Genomic DNA, 20,083 nt, shown 5'->3' with positions numbered 1-20,083 from the left:
CATGGATACGAATTGGAGTATGGATACCCAAGTCATTCATTCGAATCACCAAGTATTCGAAAAGCCAAAGGCAATCTCACATAGCATTGTTCCAGCAGTTGCCTACGCTTTTCCAAATGTTGAATCGGCTGCTGATGTTGTATCAGGGAATGTTGAGGGTTTCTATTATGGTCGATACGGCAATCCAACCTTACAAGTTCTAGAGACTAAAATAGCTGATTTAGAAAAAGGAGAAGCTGCATTAGGTGTAGCAAGTGGAATGGCTGCTATTTCGATCGCGTTATTAGCTTATTTAGAAAAAGGTGACCATGCATTAGTGACAAAAGATGTGTATGGTGGAACGTATCATTTTTTAACATCATTAGCACCTAGATTCGGAATCGAATTTGATTTTGTGGACTGTACGGATGTAGAAGCAATCATCACTGCGATCAAACCAAATACAAAAGTAATCTATATTGAAACACCATCGAATCCCACTTTAACCATCCTTGATATTCCTTTAATCGCAGAAATATGTCAACGGAACGAGCTTGCTTTAATTGTTGATAACACATTTATGAGTCCATATTTGCAAAATCCTTTATCACTTGGAGCGAATGTAGTTGTACATAGTGCCACGAAATATATTAACGGTCATGGAGATGTACTTGCTGGTTTAATTGTGGGGAAAAAGGCTGACATTCAGTTTATGCGAAAGAAAATTATGGGAGATTTAGGTCAAAACTTAAATGCATGGGAATCATCCTTAATACTAAGAGGATTAAAAACAATGGTACTGCGAGTTCAACGGCACTGTGAAAATGCTCAACAAGTTGCTGAGTTTTTGCAGGGCCACCCCTCTATTGCTAAAGTTTATTACCCGGGGTTATCATCTCATCCCCAGTTCGAGCTTGCTCAACGTCAAATGAAAGGGATGGGTGGAATTGTTTCGTTTGAAGTAAATGGCGGAATAGAGGCCGGAAAAAAATTGATAAATAGCTTAAAGCTGGCGATGATTTCCTTTAGTTTAGGGGATCCTGAAACCCTTGTTCAGCATCCAGCATCGATGACACATGCTTCCATACCTAGAGAAGAACGAGCAAAGTATGGAATTACTGATGGATTAATACGAATGTCAGTTGGATTAGAGGCTGCCAAAGATATTATAGCTGATTTAAGCCAAGCATTATCAACTGTGGAAGCAGTGGTAAAAATGAGGGGTGGAGCAGAATGACCATGATTGAAATGAAAGGCGTTTATAAAACCTATCAACGAAAAAACGTGACGACAGATGCTCTTAAAGGTATTGATTTACAAATACAAGAGGGAGATATCTTTGGTGTTATTGGTTACAGTGGTGCCGGAAAAAGTACTTTGGTTCGCCTCGTCAATTATTTAGAGCATCCAACGAAAGGGGATGTAATTGTTGATGGCCAAGTGCTCGCTCATTTATCAAATGAGCAGCTTAGGGCAATGAAGAAACAAATAGGAATGATCTTTCAACACTTTAACCTACTAGAATCGAAGACTATATTTGATAACGTAGCCATTCCACTCGTGCTATCTAAAAAGCCAAAGCAAGAAATAAAAGCGCGTGTGATGGAGTTATTAGAGTTCGTCGGATTAAGTGAAAAGGCAAAAAGTTATCCGAAGGAGCTGTCAGGTGGTCAAAAGCAACGGGTTGGGATTGCTAGAGCATTAGCATCCAATCCGAAAATATTGCTTTGTGATGAAGCCACATCTGCGCTTGATCCACAAACGACTCAATCGATCTTACAGCTGCTAAAAAAGATTAATACAGATTACAAAATTACTATTATGATCATCACCCATGAGATGTCGGTTATCCAGGAGGTGTGTAATCGGGTTGCTGTCATGGAAGATGGAAAGATTATTGAGCAAGGGTCTGTCCTAGATGTGTTTGGTCACCCGAAACATTCAACCTCCAAAAATTTTGTTAAAACGGTTATTCACAATAGTATTCCGAATAGTGTGAAGCGTAAGTTAATCCGATCAGAAAATAGCCGAGTGTTTAGACTGGAAGTGAAAGGTGATACAGCATCTGAGCCAATAATCTATCAATTATTGAAAGATTATGATGTAAAAGTGAATATTCTGTTTGCTAATATGACAGAAATTCAGGAGACCACACTTGTTATTATGTACTTGCAATTCGAAGGAGAGACAGCTGAAATCGATAAAGCCTTAGAGTTTGTGAGAGGAAAAGTTACTGGGGTTGAGGAGGTCGTTGAACATTGATAGAAACAACCATTACGCTAGAACAGTTTATCCAAGCAAGTATTGATACTTTTTATATGGTAGGGGCTTCTTTACTAATAGGCTCATTAATAGGCATCCCATTAGGTATAGCTTTGGTCATCACAAGGCCAGGGGGGATTGTACAAAGTAAGGTATTCTATTCCATCTTGAATCCGATTATTAATATTGTTCGTTCCTTGCCATTTATCATCTTAATGGTAGCGATCATTCCGTTTACACGGATGGTAGTTGGTACATCAATTGGAACCAATGCGGCGATTGTTCCACTCATTATTTTTATATCTCCCTTTATTGCTAGATTGGTAGAAAATTCTTTATTAGAAGTAAACCCAGGTATCATCGAAGCGGCGGAATCAATGGGTGCAACCCCCTTTCAAATGATTTGGTATTTTTTACTGCCGGAAGCATTTGGTTCATTAATTCTATCGATTACTACAGCAACCATTGGATTAATCGGTGCAACTGCGATGGCAGGAACCGTTGGTGGCGGTGGTGTTGGTGATTTGGCAATTGTATATGGGTATCAGCGCTTTGATACATTTGCGATGGTTTCTACCGTTATCATTCTTATCATTTTCGTACAAGGAATTCAATCATCCGGAAATGTGCTAGCACGCAAAGCGAGAAAAGAATAGAGAAAAGGGGAGTAAAAGAATGACGAATTTAACGAAAATGCAACGATTTGAACAGCTTTTATCTGGAGAAAAAGCCGACCGACCCATTGTAAGTGGATGGCATCATTTTCTCGAAAAAGAACAAACAGCAACAGACCTAGCCGAAGCAACGATTACGTTTGCTAAACAATATGACTGGGATTGGATAAAAATTAATCCGCGAGCTACTTATTTAGCTGAAGCCTTTGGTAATATTTATGATTTTAACGATTACAGATGGGTTTTTCCAAGGCAAAGTAAGCAAGTGATTCAAAATTCCTCCGATGTTTGGGATGTGAATGAGGTCGATGTAGCAACATCGGCAGCACTACAAGAACAAATAGAGGCTGTAGGGTTGATTCGAGATGGTTTACCAGAAGTTCCAATTATTCAGACGATTTTTTCACCACTAACGATTTTGATGTTTTTAACAGGAAATTCATCATATGTTGACCAAACGATGTATGGGAGTGAAACACCCGTAGATTTTAAGGAATTGTTAAAGACAGAACGGGCTGGTGTTCATCGAGCATTACATGCGATAGCCATGACTATAGCTAACTATGTGAAGGAATTAGAAAAAGTAGAGGTCAATGGGCTATTTTATGCAGTTACAGGAACTGCTCATCCTGAATTGTTTGATGAGGCAACATTTAATGAATTTTCAAGGCCATATGATTCCATCGTCCTGCATGCGATGAAGAAAGGGAAACGAATCTTACATACATGTGGCTCTTGCTCACAGCCGGATCGTTTTATCGATTATCCAATTGAGGGTATCAGCTGGGACACAGAAGCAGAAGGAAATCCTGGATTAGAAATCAAGTTAGATAAAACAGTAGTAGCAGGAGTTGACCATCGTATTTTTGAAGGAAGAGATGACTCCCTTATTGATCAGCAAGCAAAACAAGCAATCGATGTGATGAAAAATCAACCATTTTTATTGGTTCCCAACTGTGCAGTTTCTGTAAAGGCCACTGAGGGAGCATTAAATACATTACGAAAAAGTGTTTTATAGTATTCATGGGGTTTTATATATGACCAATAAATTAAAAAAGAAAGAGGGGGCAATAAGAATGAAGAAAGTAATTTCATTTTTGTCTATTATGCTGGTGTTGTTTTTAGCTGCGTGTGGAAGTGAGGAGTCTGCAGGTCAAGAAGAGAAAAAGGACCTTATTTTTGGGTTTGGAGTGGGGACATATGAAGAACAGTTTCGTAAAGGAATTTTACCAATTCTAGAAGAAAAGGGCTACAAAGTTGAAATTAAAGTTTTCTCACAAAACATGCAGGTTAACCCAGCGATGGCAGAGGGCGCAATTGATGCGAGCGTGTTCCAAAGTACCTCATATATGGAAGGAATTAATGAGGAACTAAATGTTGAAATGGTTCGTCTTGCATTTTCCCCAGGTGCACCGCAAAGCTTACGTTCTGTAAAACATGATTCACTTGATGCTGTAAAGGACGGCTCAACGGTTGCTTTACCGAATGACCCGGTCAACCAAGAACGTGCTGTTCGTATTTTAGAAGATTTAGGATGGGTTACTGTAGAAAAGGATGCGGGGACAACAGATTTTAATTTAAATAGTGTGAAACCTGCTGCTTATGATCTTGATTTCAAGGTACTAGATCCTGCACAAATATTAGTGTCTTTAGAGGATGTGGATTTCGGAGTTGTAAACGGAAACTACATTGCTAGTTCCGGATTAAAAATTTCAGATGCTTTACAAATTGAAAATACTCCAGAAGAACATCGTATCATTGTATCCATTTTGAAAGAGGACTTAGATACACAATGGGCAAAGGATGTAAAGGAAGCCTTTGAATCACCTGAATTCGAAGAATATATTCTAGCAGAAGAAAAGTTTGATGGCTTTATTTTACCTGAGGCTTGGGAAAGTAATTAGAATTAATTATGGAATAAGTAGAGGGAATACCGCTACTTATTCCAGATATTATTTTACGTAAGGAGGTTGTTTCGATGATTCATTTTGTTGGTGGTGGACAAATGGTTGAAGCGATCATTCGCGCTATTTTAAGGAATGGAGCGCTAACAAAAGATCAAATTACCGTAACGGATGTTTCGGAAGAACGTAATACATATTTAAATACAACTTATCAGGTAAAAGCGAGTAAGGAACTAGAATCTTCTGTACAACAAGCGAATATGATCGTGATTGGAGTACGTCCACAGGATGACCTCGCATCAATTGGCGAAGCAATAAGAAAGTATAGTAACAAGGATACGGTAATTGTATCCATTATTGCGGGTGTGACGATAAAAAGACTGGAGTCATTTGTGGGAAAGGAGCGACCGATTGTACGCGTCATTCCAAATACATTGACAGATACGGGGTTTGGATATAGTGGAGTAGCATTAAATGAACAAGCTTCTATAGAGCAGGTCGATGATTTTTTAACTGGATTTGGAAAAGTCATGTATATCGAAGAACGATTAATTGATATTTTTACAGGTTTCGGAGTGGCTGGGCCAAACTATGTCTATTATTTTATCGAATCATTTGCAGATGCTGGGGTGTTAGCTGGTTTATCGCGGGAACACGCATGGAAAATCACTTTAGAAAATATAGTAGGTGCTGTAGAGATGTTAAAGCAAACTGGAAAGCATCCACGTCAATTATTGGATATTAATAATTCTGCTGGTGGAGTCGGAATTAACGCATTACATGAGCTAAATGGGTCAGACTTTACTGCTGGTTTGCAACGAAGTGTATTAAAGGCGGTCAAACGGACGACGGAGTTAGGGTCGTAAATTTGGAGGTGGTAAGATGGCAAACCTAGAATGGGATCATACTGTTCATTATGTTAACAGCTTAGAGTCAGCGATTAAGAAGTTCCACGAGAATGGGTTAATCGCCTTTCAAGGTGGTTCTCACAAGCAATGGGGTACATACAATGCATTAAGTTATTTTGACCTCTGTTATATAGAATTTCTAGGAGTGGAAAATCGAGAATTAGCCGAAAGCGTTGTAGAACCAAATGAGGTGGTACGAGATTCTGTAAAGTTATTACCTAGTCAGGAAGTTTTAAGCAGAGTCGCTTTGCGAACGGATGATATAGAGGAAGTAGCAAGGCATTTAACCAAGCTAAATTTAGATGTTTCGCTAATTATGGATGGAAAGCGATTAGACGCACAAGGCAATTTGATTGAATGGCGTATGATGACCATTGCTGGAGATTATCAAGGATTGCCATATCCATTTGTTATTCAATGGAACGGGACTGATGAAGTACGGAGAGAAAGATTAATAGACTCAGGAATTATTCAGGAACATCCTTCAGGTAAAGTGACGATAACGAGTGCTGTATTCCAAGTGAGTAATCCTTCTGCATTAGCGATTCACTGGCATCGGTTATTTGGATTTGAAATTTTGGATCAAAATGTTACTTCTGATTTGGATAAATTGATTTTGGTGGTAGGGAATCAAACCTTTATATTTATTAAAGGTGATGAAAACCGAATGCAACAACTAGTTTTTAATACGTCTGCACCTGACTTAAAAGGTAAAACGATTACAATCGGAGAAGGGGAATATCTATTCGGGGGATGAAGTACTATCCTAAGAGCCATCGTATTTGAAAGCAGGGAACTATCAGCTGTTTCTAACCAATTTATTTTGATAAAGTAAAAATTAGCGATTTATTGATCATTTTCTAAATGTAAATGAGGTGATTCAAGTGTGTTTTTCTATTAACTACATTGAAGAGCCAGCAAGTAGAATGACAGACGAGATACGAAACCATTCCGTTTATAAATTTGATGGACTAGACTATTTTGGGCCAGACAGTAATATTTCTCTTCAACCTTAATATGCCAATAGTGAGAATGCATCATTAAAGAAGATGGGATTAATTTCTAAGGTTTTTCTTGAAGATAAAGATGGCACCCTCTAAAGTGTTGAACTCAACATGAATGGATTTAGATTTGCAAAAGGGGAAATTAGTTACAATAAATATAGAAAATTGCAGAGAAAAAATGAGACAACAATTTTCATAAGTTTTCTTGGAATTATAGGGATTATTTGTATATCCATGTTTTTTTTGAGTAAATTCATATAGATAAAGAAACCTAATTTAAAAAATAAAACCGCATTTTATTAAAATGCGGTTTTGCTTTATAACCTGGACAATTTATGGCTGTGATGAACTATTCTACTTGTATTGCATAAGCCAACCATGGTGTGTCATCCCTATATTAGGAATGCCTAAAGTTATACGAGTGTTTGAATGGATTGTTATTTCGCAGAAAGCTCACTTTCTGTTACCCATTGATGATTGGTTACTTTTTCTCCACCTGACGTCGGAGTGTAATCCACCATGTATACAGTTGTTTGTTGAGCTGAATCAATCACTGCAGTTGCACCTTCCATACCTTCCATATGGTCAGCGTTTACGGTAACCTCATCACCAGGCTGATAAGGTTGATCACCAGCATCTTTAATTTCTTCGTGAATAATCCATTTGTGATTCGTCACTTTTTCTCCACCAGTTGTAGGTGTATAAGATATAGTATAGACGGTTGTATTATAAGCACCAACAATGGTTGCTTCAGCTCCATCCATACCTTCCATATGATCTGCATTTATAATAGCTTGACTACCAACTGCAAACGTTGGATTTTCAGCATCTTGTAGGCCTTCAGGAATTTCCCCTGATCCAGAATGATCCATTCCTTCATGACCTCCGTGACCTTCACTGCTAGTATCCTGTTCTTGTCCTGTTTCCTCACTGCTGTTATTCGAATTGTCTTGTTCATTCTCCTGATTATTGGAACATGCTGCTAAAAAAACTGCGATAATCAAGGAAAATAGAAATAAAGTAGTACGTTTAATACTCACTATTGCAACCTCCTTTATATTATTTACAATCATACTACTATTAAAATTTGCAGAAATTATGGAGAATGCCTACCGGTTTTTGGGAAATCTTTTTAATTTTTAAGAAGTTACATTTTATTTACTTACCTTATAAAATTCACAAAGCTGTCATACTCCTAGTCGGATTCTGCAAATTTTCTCCACAAGTATTTACTATAGTGAAGTTACCAAAGATAAGGAGTGTTTAAAGATGAAAAAAACCATTTTCATAAGCTTGTTATTATTATTTAGTATTACTCTAGCTGCATGTGGTAATACAGAAAATAATGTGGTGGAGGAGAAGAATACCGACACTTTAGAAAATAATGAATCCAATCAGGATGGAAAAGAGCAAGAAAAAGCTTCGTTCTACTATACCGCGGAAAATGGGGGCATCACAAAAATCGACGCTACAACTAACAAGTCAGTGAAATCAATCGAAATTGAGGGTTCGGTTCATAATGTTCAACTATCACCTAACGGAAAAATAATAGGAGCTACTGTTGTTCCTGAAACAGGTGAACATGGGGGACATGATAGTGGACATGAAGAAAAAACAGCTGGACTGGCGCAGTTTTATGATGCGGAAACAGACGAATTAATCAGTCAAGTGGAAGTCGGATCTCATCCTGCTCATATTGTGTTTACTGAGAATATGAAATATGCATTAGTAACAAACAATGAAGATAATCATGTATCTGTAATAGATGTAGCAACATATAAAGTGATTCAAAATATTTCAACAGGAAATAGACCACATGGTTTTAGAGTAGCAGCCGATAGTCAAACAGCATACATCGCAAATATGGGCGAGAACACGGTAAGTGTAATAGATTTAGAGAGTATGAAAGAAACCAAAAAGATTGTAGTAGGGAATACGCCTGTTACAACAGGGGTAACTCCAGATGGGAAAACACTTGTGGCAACGTTAAATGCTGAAAACTCCCTAGCCGTTATTAATCTCGATTCTGAAAAGGTTGAAAAGATTCAAGTGGGAGAAGGCCCTGCTCAAGTGTATATTCAATCGGATGGTAAATATGCATTCGTTGCAAATCAAGGAACGCCTGAAAATCCATCGAATAGTGTATCTAAGATCGAGCTAGAAACCAGAAAAGTGGTGGCAACCATTGAAGTGGGCGAAGGTGCCCATGGGATTGTGACGAGTAAAGACAACCAGTTCGTTTATGTAACCAATATGTATGATTATACAGTAAGCGTAATTAAAAATGATGATAACCAAGTAATCGCAACGTTAGAAGTTGGCGAGGAACCAAATGGGATCACCATAAAATGATGATTCAAAAGAAGAGGAACGGGGTCAGTTCAGACACGTCTTTTTCTAATAAGCAATACTACATTGGTATTGATTGGAAGAAATATATTAGTCTATTATTATTCCTACTTCATATATTCAAATTAAGAGAGTTAAAACGCTAGACTTAAGGAGGAGTATATGAGGAATAAAAATAGCCAAATGGTTTTTATAGATATTAAAATTATTTTCTTTATCCTTTTCTTTATGATATTCTTACTTATTTTTATGATTAATTTTATTGATATTAAAGACAAATTTACGTCAGAACTATTATATCGAACCAGTAATAGATTACCTACAGAGTTTTTTCTTGAATTAACGTCTAATGAAATCGCTCTTTTAGGTGAATCGGATATAGGTGATGTAAGTAACGAATTACCATCTATATCTGAATTTATTACCAGGTCTGTATTCGATATAAGGCACAAAGATATAACAACGTTGTTTGGTAACGAAATTCCTAATTTTCGTACGTTTAATACAGAAATAGCAGTTGCAGGTATGGGAACAGATCTTTCAAATCTCCCAACAGAATCATCCCCACCAGTAGACATCTTGCTGAAAGAAAGAGAACTGGCAGGTCAAGAATTGGAAGAATCAAATAGTAATCAGGCGAAAACATTACCGCCAAAAGAAACAGGAGAAGAAGAAGTTTTTATTTATCATTCACATAGTTGGGAAGCGTTCTTACCGGAATTAAACGGGGTTACGGACCCAGATTCAGCTGTTAGCTTTAATGAAAATAAAAACATCATTGATGTTGGAAAAAGCTTGCAAGAAGAATTGGAAAAGGAAGGAATAGGTTCAAAACATAGTACAACCAATGCGACGGAGGAGTTAAAAAAGAAGGATTGGAATTATTACCAGTCTTATACTCTTTCTAGAGAAATTGTTCAACAAGTTATGGCACAGGAAAAGACCATCCAATATTTAATAGATATACACAGGGACTCGCAACCGAGGAGTGTCACAACAATGGATATCAACGGGAAACCATTTGCTAGATTATTCTTTGTTGTTGGGAAGGAAAATGCTAATTATGATAAAAATCTAAGTTTAGCCAAAGAACTGAATCATAAACTGGAAGAAAAATATCCAGGCATTAGTAGGGGAGTTTTTGTAAAAACAAAAGATGATGGAAACGGAGTTTACAACCAAGACCTATCCAGCAAATCGATGCTGCTTGAGTTTGGCGGTGTTGAAAATACAAAGGAAGAACTCGACAATGCAATAAAAGCATTTGCAGAGGTTTTTAGTGAGTATTATTTGGATGCAGAACAAGTAAATGGGGGTTCAGAAGTGGATGGGGTTTAATTAACATAAGTATCTTTGGATAGTAATTTATTTGAACAAGAACCTTCTTTAGTAAAGGAGGTTTTTTGTGTTCTTTAATTGAAAAAGTAATTCGTTCATAATTTCTGCAAATTCATTTCCTATAACAAAAAAAGAGTGATTGAATTGAAAAAAGAAAATTGCAATTGTTACGTCATTAGCGTTAGGCTCATTATTAATTCTTGGCCAAATCTGTTTTTTTTTAATTTGCTAGAGGAACAGACCATTTTCGAGACCCCCTTTATGGTATAATTTGTATCATAATAGAGTAAGGATTGACAGTTTACCAGTTTTTGAGGAGAGAGAACATTGAGCAGAAAAGGGGAAGAAAATGACAAGATTCACCCTATGAGGAAAGATTGGTTAAAGGTATCTCTTATTGTGTTATACGTCCTGGGTATCACTTTTATTATTGGTCTTTTTATAAACGACGTGTTCTTTACTGATCATTCATCAAAAAATACAACTAATAATAATGTACCAGCAGTTGAAACTCAACCAAAGAATACAAACACACAAGCACCCACACTGACCACACTGGTGGTAGAACCGATTGTTACGGATCCAACCATTATCAGTATAGTAAAACATGTTTTTTATTTTTTGGTTTGGATTCTGTTGTTTTTACTATTCCCAATTGGATTTACCAGGTTAAAGAGGTTAAAGCTTTTTAATTTTGAGTTAGAAGTTGAAAAGCAGACGGAGAATTTGATTGATGTCATCAATGTCACAACCCAAAAAATAAATTTTCTATCCAAATGGGCTACCGAAGAATACGCAAATGGTTTTGCTAGTATAGCAAAGGATTTTACGAAAATTGATGATGGCATGGGGATTGTTTTGAAATCTCTAACCGACTATTATTCTGAAAATTGGCAAGGAAACGTGGAGTATAAGATTTATCCCGCAAAGACTTTTGAATCAACGAGAAGAATACCCAAGGTAGTTCGTGATTCATATAAAGCTTCCTTAGTAAGAGCGCAAGCCATACCTATTAACAAAGAAAATAAGGACCAGGCTTACATAAAAAACTATCTTCTATTAGCGATTTCCTATGAAAATACAGAATATGCGATTACTTTATCGAGTTATTCTTTGGAGTTCGACGAATATGATGCCGTATTACTATATGGACTTATATCATTGGCTATCCAATACTATGAACGGACCGAAATGTTGGGGTTACTGGAACGGATTGATATCGAACAAGCTTGAACAATATTTTCAAATACAGTAAAATAATGATAAGAGGTGATGGAGATGACTAAAAACACTACCGTTACAGTTATTGTAGAAGAAAACGATCCAGCACTAAAAGATTTTCAGAAATACACGAACAAGGCTAAAACCATCCTTAATGGTAAACATTCTTCGAACAACATCGTCCCTAACATTAAGATTACGAAGGATAGCATTATTGTTAAAAAACTCGTTCACCAATAAAAGGTGGTAGAATCGTTGATGATTCTACCATTTTATTTTTTTATGCGGTAATATTTTGCTATCACATGCTGAACACGTTCATTATTTCCAAACCAATTAGTCGCTCTTTTTATATTCTTCATTTCCCAAGGCTTAACCTGCAAATCAGGATTGACACCTGTATGTAGGATGTTTTTAGCCTTATTAATTAGTCTATTTTTATTACTAATGTCCACATCCATCATCCTCCTCTTTATAGTGTATTAAGAACCTTTTTAAATATCCCTTTTAGGTATTTAAATCGAATATTTACTTGCTTTAGGAGTAGGGTACAGTATGTTTAAGATGGGAAATCTCTCGATTATTGAAAAGAACCAGAGTTGAATAAAGATGGAAAAACCATTATTCACCACGAATTTGAAATTCCAAAAGGAGTGACCGAAGATCAAGCAGTTGAGTTTTGGGAAACCCATAGAACGAGCTAAGAACTCCTAGAACCTCCAAAAACGGTGGTTTTCTCTACCATAAATAAACTACAAAACCATCCTATTGGATGGTTTTGTCATATCTATGTTTTTCCTTGTAACTATAAGGCGTCTCATGAAACAATTCTTTAAATTTTTTATAAAAAAACGTCACACTTGAATACCCTACTTCCTCTGCTATTTGTGGGATAGGAAGATCCGAATGAGATAAGAACAAGGCTGCCTGATTTAACCGTTGAATTTGGAGAAGTTCTTTGAATGATTTTCCTGTTCCTTTTTTAAGCAAGGTGGAAAGGTAACTTGGATGGAAGCCAAAAGTTTGACCCATATCAACTAGGGAACAATCCTTATAATGCTCTTCAATATATCTCAAAAATTCTAATAGAGAAGCATCCTTATTTTCTTTCGAGTACTCATTTCTAGTAGGGTAGTTGTTATAACGAAGGAGTGTGGAAAATAAAACAATCATGTAAGAATCTATAATTTCTTCAGAACAGAAGTCTCGGTCAAAAAATTCACACATCATATTCTCCATGACTTCTATGATCTTCGTCTGTTCACCAGGACGGAAAATCAGGCAATGATTTTGTTTCCGTTTGCTGACTAGCGATTCAATCATGAATTGAGAGATAATGCTTTTTTGCGACAATCTTCTTAGAAAACTTGGAGAAAGATAGTCCTGTTTCATGATTATATTTATAATGATATCCTTCTTGGTCGTTGCACCCACACTATGAGGTGTTTCTTTGTTAATGAAAATCAGTTCTCCTTTTTTCAAAACCACCTTATTTCCTTTTACTGTAACGGTACAACTGCCTCGATAGACAAACATCATTTCAATATAATCATGCATATGGAGCGGAATCACCGAGTGATATGGCTGTTGTGAAATAGAGATGTTCTCTTCAATAGGTGAATCATTAATATCAAATCCTTTGCTAAAGAGAAACACTTCCTCTTCATCTACTGTCACTATGGAGGGTTTATACTCCTTTAAGACTTTTTCCTCATTGACCTCAAAATGTACTGATTTCAAATAGCTTTCCAGTTCTAATCGTTCCATCGTTCCGCACCTTTTTCGATTCGAGTAATCATTTTACTAATTGTAATACAAATAAAACATGGTGTTAACCCTGAAACTATTTATTATTATTGAAAGTTTACTATAAAAATAAATCTATGATTCGAGCAATCAAGTCCTTGTATTTTAACATTATCTGAACGGAAAGCGTTTGCTAATATCAAAGTATAGCTTTGTAAAATATCGTTCGGAGGTAACTTACTATGAAATATACATTTCCTGAATCTTTCCTATGGGGAACGGCGACATCTGCCTACCAGGTAGAAGGAAACAATAAAAAATCAGATATGTGGGCGGAAGAGTATTCTGAGGGATCACCGTACAGAGATTTTTCCGGTGATGCGGTCGATCACTACAATAGATACAAACAGGATATTGAACTGATGGCAAGCCTAGGGTTAAATAGTTACCGTTTTTCAATCGAGTGGTCAAGAATTGAACCGGAGCCAGGTGTTTTTTCCAAAGAAGAAATGGACCATTATCGAGATGTTATCAAAGTTTGTTATGACAATAACCTCACGCCTGTTGTGACCATGATGCATTTTACTTCTCCACAGTGGCTAATGCAGATGGGCGGGTGGAGAAATCCAAAAACGGCAGACCTTTTTGCAAAATATTGCGAGGTAGTGTTTAAGGAGCTGGGGCAGGATATTCCTTATGTCTTGACCATGAATGAAGTCAATTTACCGGTCATGCTAAAAGAACTGTTCATTAATCTAGACTTTATGCCGCCTGTTGGTATGGATGCTAAATCATGGACAGCACCCGGCTGGCGTGAATCAGCTGCCCAAAAATGCGGAACAACGGTAGATCAATATTTCACTTTCCACATGGCTTCTGATGAGGTGTCTTTAGAAATTGTGAAAGAAGCCCATTGTAAAGCCCGAGAGGTTATGAAGAAAATAAACCCACTAACCAAAGTAGGATTATCTTTGGCACTACCAGAAATTCAAGCAGTTGAAGGCGGGGAAGAGCAGGCGGCAAAGGTTTGGCATGATTACTTTGGACAATTCAAATCTACCATTGAAGGAGATGATTTCATTGGTGTACAAAATTACACACGAGAAATCTACGGACCTCAAGGACAAGTTCCGGTTGCGGAAGGAACGGAAGTGACAGCGATGGGGTATGAGTTCTATCCGGAAGCTTTGGCCGGTACGATTCGGAATGTTGCTAAAGACCTGGATCTCCCTGTGATGGTGACAGAACACGGCATTGCCACTAACGATGACAACCGCCGGGTCGAATTTATCCAACGCGGCCTTAAAGGACTTCATTCGTGCATCGAGGACGGTATTGAAGTATTAGGTTACCTTTATTGGTCCACATTTGATAACTATGAATGGACGTTTGGGTATGAACCGAAATTTGGGATTATCGGGGTGAATCGAGATACTCAAGAGAGACAGGTGAAAGAAAGCGGACATGTGTTAGGTGAAATTTCAAGAAACAATGCAGTACGCGGGTAGATTGACGCAAACTTTTAACATAGAAGGAGATTTATCATGAAGTATACTAATCCTGTTATTTCTGGCTTTCATCCGGATCCAAGTATTTGCAAAATGGGAGAAGATTTTTATCTAGTGACTAGTTCATTTGAATATTTCCCAGGTGTCCCGATTTTTCAATCGAAGGACCTCGTGAATTGGAAACAAATAGGACACTGTTTAACACACGAGAGCCAGTTATCGCTTCATCAAGCCAAAAGTTCCTTGGGAATATTTGCCCCGACGATTCGATACAACCATGGGCGGTTTTATATGATTACGACTAATTTGACCATCGGAAAGAACTTTTTTGTTTGGACTAAACATCCAGAAGGTCCTTGGTCTGAACCGATTTTTCTGGATTGGCCTGGCATTGATCCTTCGCTATTGTTTGATGATGATGGAAAGGTATATATAACCGGAACACAAGATATTTTTAGCGGAGAACCAATGGGGATTTATCAAGCAGAAATCGATATGGAGACGGGGAAACTGCTTTCTGAACGACGATTGATTTGGGAAGGAACGGGCGGTGCTCATCCGGAAGGACCGCATCTTTACAAAATGAACGGAACCTACTACTTACTGATTGCCGAGGGAGGAACCGAATACGGGCATATGGTGACCATGGCTAGAAGCCAACAACCATTTGGACCTTCTGAGAGTCATCCGAACAATCCGGTTCTAACTCACCGGAGCAGTGCAAGCCCCATTCAAGCTACAGGACATGCTGATTTCATTCAATATACCGATGGCAGCTGGTGGACGGTATTTTTAGGAATACGACCAGCTCCTATTCCTTTTAGTGGAAAGCACCATCATCTTGGGCGGGAAACCTTCTTGGCACCTGTTGAATGGAACGATGATGGCTGGCCAACCATTGGTGGACCAGTTGAATTAGAAATGGACGGAAAATCACTCCCGATAGAGGAAAGGGAACAGTGGAAAGAACAGTACGATTTTGATGGGAATACCTTAGATTTCTCCTGGAGTTTTTTGAGAAATCCTAAAAAAGATAGTTGGTCATTATCTGACCGACCAGGTTATCTAACGTTATATGGCTCTTCTATTTGTTTAGATGACGTGGATTCCCCGTCATTTGTAGGCAGAAGACAACAGCATTTTGATTGCAAAATCTCAACACTTCTTGAGTTCTCTCCAACCGTGGAAGGGGAAGAGGCTGGATTGACCGTCTTCATGAATGAAAGATTTCACTATGAAATTGCGGTGGGAATCCGTGATGGGGTGAAAAAGGTCTTTGTCAAACGAAGAATTGGTTCACTTTGGAAAGTAGAGTCGGAGTATGAGTATGCACAAGATGCTATTATTCTATCGGTTCATTCAGATGCCAAAAACTATACTTTCTGCTATCAACAGCAAGACGGAGAGTCGATTCCTTTAGGGACGGGAGAATGTTCTCTTTTATCGACGGAAGTAGCGGGTGGATTTACAGGAGTTTTCTTTGGACTTTATGCCACAGGAAACGGACATCCTTCTACAAGCCCTGCGTATTTTGATTGGTTTGAGTATCGATTGTAATAGTTAAGGGTTCACAGATAGAAGTCCAATTCATGGTGAATTGGACTTTTTTATTTTGTTTTTTCAAGTTCCCAATGTTTAAATCTTTGATTCGATAACAGCAGCCGCACCTGCTACTGCCAAAATCAAAAATACCGGGTACGTAACAGGTACGTAAACTTATAACAGGACCACCACTATCGAACTCCAGATACCGGTACACAATAACAGCTCAACGTAAATATAGTGTCAATTGACCTTACATGAATAATGAATTTCTTAAAAATTCAGATTAATATTTTATTACATTATAGTCGACAGTCGACCAAAAGAGGACATCATTTTTAGGGAGGTGTTAGAATGAACAATGAGTTAATCAATAATAACGCTTTATCAAACTTGATTAAAGAAACGATTATGAGAGATATCCTTTTGGGAAAATTGCTTCCAGGTGACAAGTTAGTGGAAGCGCAATATGCTGAAGCGTTTGGTACCAGCAGGGCTCCTGTACGCGAAGCATTCTATCTTCTAACTCTTGAAGGAATGGTGAAGAGAATTCCTAGAAAAGGGACCGTAGTACGAGGCTTTTCTTCAGAGGAAACAAAGGACATCATTGAGATTAGATGTTTTCTAGAGAATATGGCGCTTGAAAAATTAAGGAATAAAAAATATGATAGCTATCTCCAAAATATGGAGGAGATTATCAAAAAAACAAAGTCAATCAAAAATCAAAGTAATGAGTATACTGAACTCAATTACCAATTTCATGAACAACTGATTCTAGCGAGTGAAAGTGAAGTAATAAAAACGAATTATGCACGATTAGGAAATATCCTTCTAACTATTCAAAACGTCGCATTTATGAAAGAGGAGGATGTTAACAATTCGATTTCAGAGCATGAGCAATTAGTTAAGTACATATACGAGAATAACATAGATGAAGCGAAAAAGTTACTTGATGATCATAATCGTAGTGTATTGGCGAGAGTTGAAAGAAATCTTCAGGGATACAAAGAATCTACTAAATAATTAGGAGAGAAAAATGGATAATACCTTATTGGTTTTCATTGGAATGTTTGCAGCTATTTGTGGATCACTCGTTGGGCTTGGCGGGGGATTTATTATCGTTCCTAGTTTAGCAATTCTATATAACTTTCCCGTTTCTAACATTGTTGGAACATCCATGGCCGTATTAGTGTTTAGCTCGATCTCGAGTACGCTAGTATTTGCTAAACAGAAAAGAATCGATTATAAAAGCGGTGCCCTATTTGCCCTCGCAATGATTCCTGGTTCCATATTGGGAGCTTGGATAGCTGATTTTATTACAAGTAAGGCATTCTTTATATCCTTTGGTTTATTCATGTTACTGATGGCCATTAGTTTACTTTTAAAACCTAGTAAGTCATTCTCGATAAAGCCGACCACCACTCGGACAATAGTAGACTCAACAGGTAAGGAATACTCCTATTCTTTTCATTTACAGGTGGGTACTTTTATTGCCTTCTTGGTGGGGTTCTTATCAAGTTTGTTTGGAATCGGTGGGGGTTCGGTTATGGTTCCTACAATGGTTTTATTACTTACCTTTCCTGTGCATATAGCCACTGCAACCTCCTCATTTTTTATTTTGATTACAGCCGTCATTGGGTCTATTTCTCATATGGTCTTTGACCATATTTTATGGGAAAAAGTCATATTTCTAGCTCTTGGTTCAATCATTGGGGGGCACTTAGGAGCGAAACTGGCAGCCAAAGTTCCAGAAAAAACTATACTTGGTGTTTTATCGACTTGCTTAATCGTTGTCGCCATTCGATTGATGTTTAACTAATTTCGGTAGAAAATATGACAAGGTCGCCGTTAGATTTACCAGGAAAGATGTATTTATTGAAAAATCTGTAATTTAATCTTACAACTGTGTGGAAGGTGAAAAATTTATTTGATAGTCTAGTATCAACTTAAAGGTAAGACAAATCTAACGCTACAATCAGGGGAGTGAAAAACTCATAAGCTGATTCGTCCAATCGAAAAAGTCGACAATCGACATAGTGGAACTAAAGTCTGAGTTAAAAAAAGAGATAGGGGTTGATCATGTGACAAAGGAGATTTGCTTTGAAAGTGCCCGAAGTCTTGCGAAGAAGATTCGTGAGCGAAAACTATCAGCTCAGGAAGTGGTCGAAGCTCATTTGAGGCAAATTAAACAGACAAACCCTATAGTTAACGCGATAGTTTCTCTTGATGAAGAGAGTGCTTTACAGGCAGCAATGTCTGCAGATGAAAAGCTAGCTTCTGGAGGAGAAATTGGTCCTTTACACGGACTACCGATTGCTATTAAAGATACCCACAATGCAAAAGGATTCCTTACTACATATGGCTCTCCTATTTTCAGGGAAAACATTGCAACTACAGATGATCTAATTGTCGAACGATTACGTGCAACAGGGGCCATTGTAATCGGGAAGACAAATGTCCCCGAATTTGCTGCAGGATCGCATACGTTCAATAACGTTTTTGGTGTTACAAGAAATCCCTACAATCCTACTAAAACAGCAGGTGGCAGCAGTGGTGGAGCAGCTGTAGCTGTAGCATGCGGAATGATCCCGTTAGCAGATGGAAGCGATATGGGAGGATCGTTACGATACCCGGCTTGTTTTAATAATGTCGTAGGCCTTCGCACCTCTGCTGGTCGCATACCATATCCAAAAGCCGCGATGTACTCACCGTTAGGAGTTCAAGGTCCGATGGCACGAAATGTAGACGATGCTGCTTTTATGCTGTCAGTCATGGCTGGCCCTGATATTCGTTCACCGTTATCCATTGAGGAACCGGGAAGCGTCTTTTCAACCAACTTGAATCTTGACCTAAAGGGATTACGAATTGCTTGGTCAGCCGATTTAGGTGGTATTCTCCCTGTTGAGTCAGAGGTGAAAAGAAATCTTGAACAGCAAATAAGTATTTTTACAGACATGGGGTGTGACGTTGAAGAAGCCTGTCCGGATTTAACAGATGCGGAAGAAATCTTCCAAGTGTTACGAGCGTATGAATTTGAACTTACCTATTCCGATTTATTTGACCGGTTTAAAGAATTGATGAAACCAAGCTTTATTTGGAATTTGGAAAAAGGACGAAGTTTGAACGTGACAAAGATTGGCCGTGCCGAAAACCTTCGCTTCCAACTATACAATAACATGCGTACTTTCTTTGAAAAATACGATGCATTAGTATTACCTGTCAGTCAAGTTCCAGCCTTTGATGTAGACCTGGAGTACCCGGTTAGTATTGATGGCGTTCAAATGGAAAACTATATTGATTGGATGCGGTCTTGCTACTATATTTCTGCTGCGGGAAATCCTTCTTTGTCCGTTCCTAGTGGTTTTACCTCAGAGGGACTCCCTCTTGGTATCCAAATTGTTGGCCCGTATAGAGAGGATTACCAAGTATTGAGAATTGGGGCTGCTTTTGAACAGGCAACTGGATACGGGAAAAAGCGTCCCGCATTAGCTTTGAGCCAGGATATTCAAATATGTTAAAGAAATCATAGGACACTGTGTATTTAGCTTTGATGTATTCTGATAAATCAAAATTTTTAGTTTATATAAGGAGGCTAAAAGGATTAAGGGCTTGGAACCAAAAAACTTAACTAGTGAAAGGAGATTTCAA

The 20,083-nt window shown here is 37.9% G+C and carries 19 protein-coding genes; 16 read left to right on the top strand and 3 right to left on the bottom strand.

Annotation, left to right across the window (positions count from 1 at the left end):
• Position 1: 1 nt before the first annotated feature.
• From ACRX5O_RS05940 to ACRX5O_RS05910, 7 genes are all read left to right on the top strand, one after another.
• Positions 2 to 1,216 (top strand): trans-sulfuration enzyme family protein, encoded by a 1,215-nt coding sequence (locus ACRX5O_RS05940; RefSeq protein WP_433905090.1) that lies wholly within the window; start codon positions 2 to 4, stop codon positions 1,214 to 1,216.
• A 2-nt stretch (positions 1,217 to 1,218) separates the two neighbouring features.
• Positions 1,219 to 2,241: a methionine ABC transporter ATP-binding protein gene (locus tag ACRX5O_RS05935; RefSeq protein WP_433905208.1), complete on the top strand. Its 1,023-nt coding sequence runs from the start codon at positions 1,219 to 1,221 to the stop codon at positions 2,239 to 2,241.
• A 56-nt stretch (positions 2,242 to 2,297) separates the two neighbouring features.
• Positions 2,298 to 2,897, top strand: coding sequence for a methionine ABC transporter permease (locus tag ACRX5O_RS05930; RefSeq protein ID WP_433905207.1), 600 nt, complete (start codon positions 2,298 to 2,300; stop codon positions 2,895 to 2,897).
• A 19-nt stretch (positions 2,898 to 2,916) separates the two neighbouring features.
• A complete protein-coding gene (locus ACRX5O_RS05925) occupies positions 2,917 to 3,933 on the top strand; it encodes a uroporphyrinogen decarboxylase family protein (protein WP_433905089.1) in 1,017 nt (338 codons plus the stop codon).
• Positions 3,934 to 3,991: 58 nt separating this feature from the next.
• Positions 3,992 to 4,819 carry a MetQ/NlpA family ABC transporter substrate-binding protein gene (locus ACRX5O_RS05920; RefSeq protein ID WP_433905088.1) on the top strand — a complete coding sequence of 276 codons (828 nt, stop codon included), beginning with the start codon at positions 3,992 to 3,994 and terminating at the stop codon, positions 4,817 to 4,819.
• A 74-nt stretch (positions 4,820 to 4,893) separates the two neighbouring features.
• Positions 4,894 to 5,685, top strand: coding sequence for a pyrroline-5-carboxylate reductase (proC, locus tag ACRX5O_RS05915; protein ID WP_433905087.1), 792 nt, complete (start codon positions 4,894 to 4,896; stop codon positions 5,683 to 5,685).
• 16 nt (positions 5,686 to 5,701) lie between these two features.
• Positions 5,702 to 6,484 (top strand): VOC family protein, encoded by a 783-nt coding sequence (locus ACRX5O_RS05910; protein WP_433905086.1) that lies wholly within the window; start codon positions 5,702 to 5,704, stop codon positions 6,482 to 6,484.
• 684 nt (positions 6,485 to 7,168) lie between these two features.
• Here ACRX5O_RS05910 and ACRX5O_RS05905 read toward each other — a convergent pair.
• Positions 7,169 to 7,765: a YdhK family protein gene (locus ACRX5O_RS05905; RefSeq protein WP_433905206.1), complete on the bottom strand. Its 597-nt coding sequence runs from the start codon at positions 7,763 to 7,765 to the stop codon at positions 7,169 to 7,171.
• Positions 7,766 to 8,000: 235 nt separating this feature from the next.
• Between ACRX5O_RS05905 and ACRX5O_RS05900 the strand changes: the two genes are divergently transcribed.
• From ACRX5O_RS05900 to ACRX5O_RS05885, 4 genes are all read left to right on the top strand, one after another.
• Complete coding sequence (locus ACRX5O_RS05900; protein WP_433905085.1) at positions 8,001 to 9,083, top strand: YncE family protein; 1,083 nt, start codon at positions 8,001 to 8,003, stop codon at positions 9,081 to 9,083.
• A gap of 159 nt (positions 9,084 to 9,242) precedes the next feature.
• Positions 9,243 to 10,418 (top strand): stage II sporulation protein P, encoded by a 1,176-nt coding sequence (spoIIP, locus tag ACRX5O_RS05895; protein WP_433905084.1) that lies wholly within the window; start codon positions 9,243 to 9,245, stop codon positions 10,416 to 10,418.
• A 327-nt stretch (positions 10,419 to 10,745) separates the two neighbouring features.
• Positions 10,746 to 11,651, top strand: coding sequence for a hypothetical protein (locus ACRX5O_RS05890; protein ID WP_433905083.1), 906 nt, complete (start codon positions 10,746 to 10,748; stop codon positions 11,649 to 11,651).
• Between the two features lie 45 nt (positions 11,652 to 11,696).
• Positions 11,697 to 11,879, top strand: a complete 183-nt coding sequence (locus ACRX5O_RS05885; RefSeq protein ID WP_433905082.1) for a hypothetical protein — start codon at positions 11,697 to 11,699, stop codon at positions 11,877 to 11,879.
• A gap of 32 nt (positions 11,880 to 11,911) precedes the next feature.
• On the opposite strand, the gene ACRX5O_RS05880 is transcribed toward ACRX5O_RS05885, so the two are convergent.
• On the bottom strand, positions 11,912 to 12,094 hold the full coding sequence (locus ACRX5O_RS05880; RefSeq protein WP_433905081.1) for a hypothetical protein: 183 nt from the start codon (positions 12,092 to 12,094) through the stop codon (positions 11,912 to 11,914).
• A 310-nt stretch (positions 12,095 to 12,404) separates the two neighbouring features.
• A complete protein-coding gene (locus ACRX5O_RS05875) occupies positions 12,405 to 13,406 on the bottom strand; it encodes an AraC family transcriptional regulator (protein WP_433905080.1) in 1,002 nt (333 codons plus the stop codon).
• A gap of 221 nt (positions 13,407 to 13,627) precedes the next feature.
• Here ACRX5O_RS05875 and ACRX5O_RS05870 point away from each other — a divergent pair, with 221 nt between their 5' ends.
• From ACRX5O_RS05870 to ACRX5O_RS05850, 5 genes are all read left to right on the top strand, one after another.
• Positions 13,628 to 14,893 (top strand): glycoside hydrolase family 1 protein, encoded by a 1,266-nt coding sequence (locus ACRX5O_RS05870; protein ID WP_433905079.1) that lies wholly within the window; start codon positions 13,628 to 13,630, stop codon positions 14,891 to 14,893.
• Between the two features lie 36 nt (positions 14,894 to 14,929).
• Positions 14,930 to 16,450 carry a glycoside hydrolase family 43 protein gene (locus ACRX5O_RS05865; protein WP_433905078.1) on the top strand — a complete coding sequence of 507 codons (1,521 nt, stop codon included), beginning with the start codon at positions 14,930 to 14,932 and terminating at the stop codon, positions 16,448 to 16,450.
• A gap of 339 nt (positions 16,451 to 16,789) precedes the next feature.
• Positions 16,790 to 17,458, top strand: a complete 669-nt coding sequence (locus ACRX5O_RS05860) for a GntR family transcriptional regulator (RefSeq protein ID WP_433905077.1) — start codon at positions 16,790 to 16,792, stop codon at positions 17,456 to 17,458.
• Positions 17,459 to 17,471: 13 nt separating this feature from the next.
• Positions 17,472 to 18,254 carry a sulfite exporter TauE/SafE family protein gene (locus ACRX5O_RS05855; protein ID WP_433905076.1) on the top strand — a complete coding sequence of 261 codons (783 nt, stop codon included), beginning with the start codon at positions 17,472 to 17,474 and terminating at the stop codon, positions 18,252 to 18,254.
• 262 nt (positions 18,255 to 18,516) lie between these two features.
• On the top strand, positions 18,517 to 19,953 hold the full coding sequence (locus ACRX5O_RS05850) for an amidase (RefSeq protein ID WP_433905075.1): 1,437 nt from the start codon (positions 18,517 to 18,519) through the stop codon (positions 19,951 to 19,953).
• Positions 19,954 to 20,083: the final 130 nt, after the last annotated feature.

Source organism: Robertmurraya mesotrionivorans (genome assembly GCF_050971805.1).
Classification (GTDB): domain Bacteria; phylum Bacillota; class Bacilli; order Bacillales; family Cytobacillaceae; genus Robertmurraya_A.
The sequence above is the reverse complement of the archived record's forward strand: the minus strand, read 5'-3'. Positions and strand labels throughout refer to the sequence as shown.

Coding starts and splice junctions, on each gene's coding strand:
- ACRX5O_RS05870 (WP_433905079.1), top strand. CDS start 13,628: ATGAAATATACATTTCCTGAATCTTTCCTATGGGGAACGGCGACATCT.
- ACRX5O_RS05920 (WP_433905088.1), top strand. CDS start 3,992: ATGAAGAAAGTAATTTCATTTTTGTCTATTATGCTGGTGTTGTTTTTA.
- ACRX5O_RS05855 (WP_433905076.1), top strand. CDS start 17,472: ATGGATAATACCTTATTGGTTTTCATTGGAATGTTTGCAGCTATTTGT.
- ACRX5O_RS05865 (WP_433905078.1), top strand. CDS start 14,930: ATGAAGTATACTAATCCTGTTATTTCTGGCTTTCATCCGGATCCAAGT.
- proC (WP_433905087.1), top strand. CDS start 4,894: ATGATTCATTTTGTTGGTGGTGGACAAATGGTTGAAGCGATCATTCGC.
- ACRX5O_RS05940 (WP_433905090.1), top strand. CDS start 2: ATGGATACGAATTGGAGTATGGATACCCAAGTCATTCATTCGAATCAC.
- ACRX5O_RS05875 (WP_433905080.1), bottom strand. CDS start 13,406: ATGGAACGATTAGAACTGGAAAGCTATTTGAAATCAGTACATTTTGAG.
- ACRX5O_RS05930 (WP_433905207.1), top strand. CDS start 2,298: ATGGTAGGGGCTTCTTTACTAATAGGCTCATTAATAGGCATCCCATTA.
- ACRX5O_RS05900 (WP_433905085.1), top strand. CDS start 8,001: ATGAAAAAAACCATTTTCATAAGCTTGTTATTATTATTTAGTATTACT.
- ACRX5O_RS05860 (WP_433905077.1), top strand. CDS start 16,790: ATGAACAATGAGTTAATCAATAATAACGCTTTATCAAACTTGATTAAA.
- ACRX5O_RS05925 (WP_433905089.1), top strand. CDS start 2,917: ATGACGAATTTAACGAAAATGCAACGATTTGAACAGCTTTTATCTGGA.
- spoIIP (WP_433905084.1), top strand. CDS start 9,243: ATGAGGAATAAAAATAGCCAAATGGTTTTTATAGATATTAAAATTATT.
- ACRX5O_RS05935 (WP_433905208.1), top strand. CDS start 1,219: ATGATTGAAATGAAAGGCGTTTATAAAACCTATCAACGAAAAAACGTG.
- ACRX5O_RS05885 (WP_433905082.1), top strand. CDS start 11,697: ATGACTAAAAACACTACCGTTACAGTTATTGTAGAAGAAAACGATCCA.
- ACRX5O_RS05910 (WP_433905086.1), top strand. CDS start 5,702: ATGGCAAACCTAGAATGGGATCATACTGTTCATTATGTTAACAGCTTA.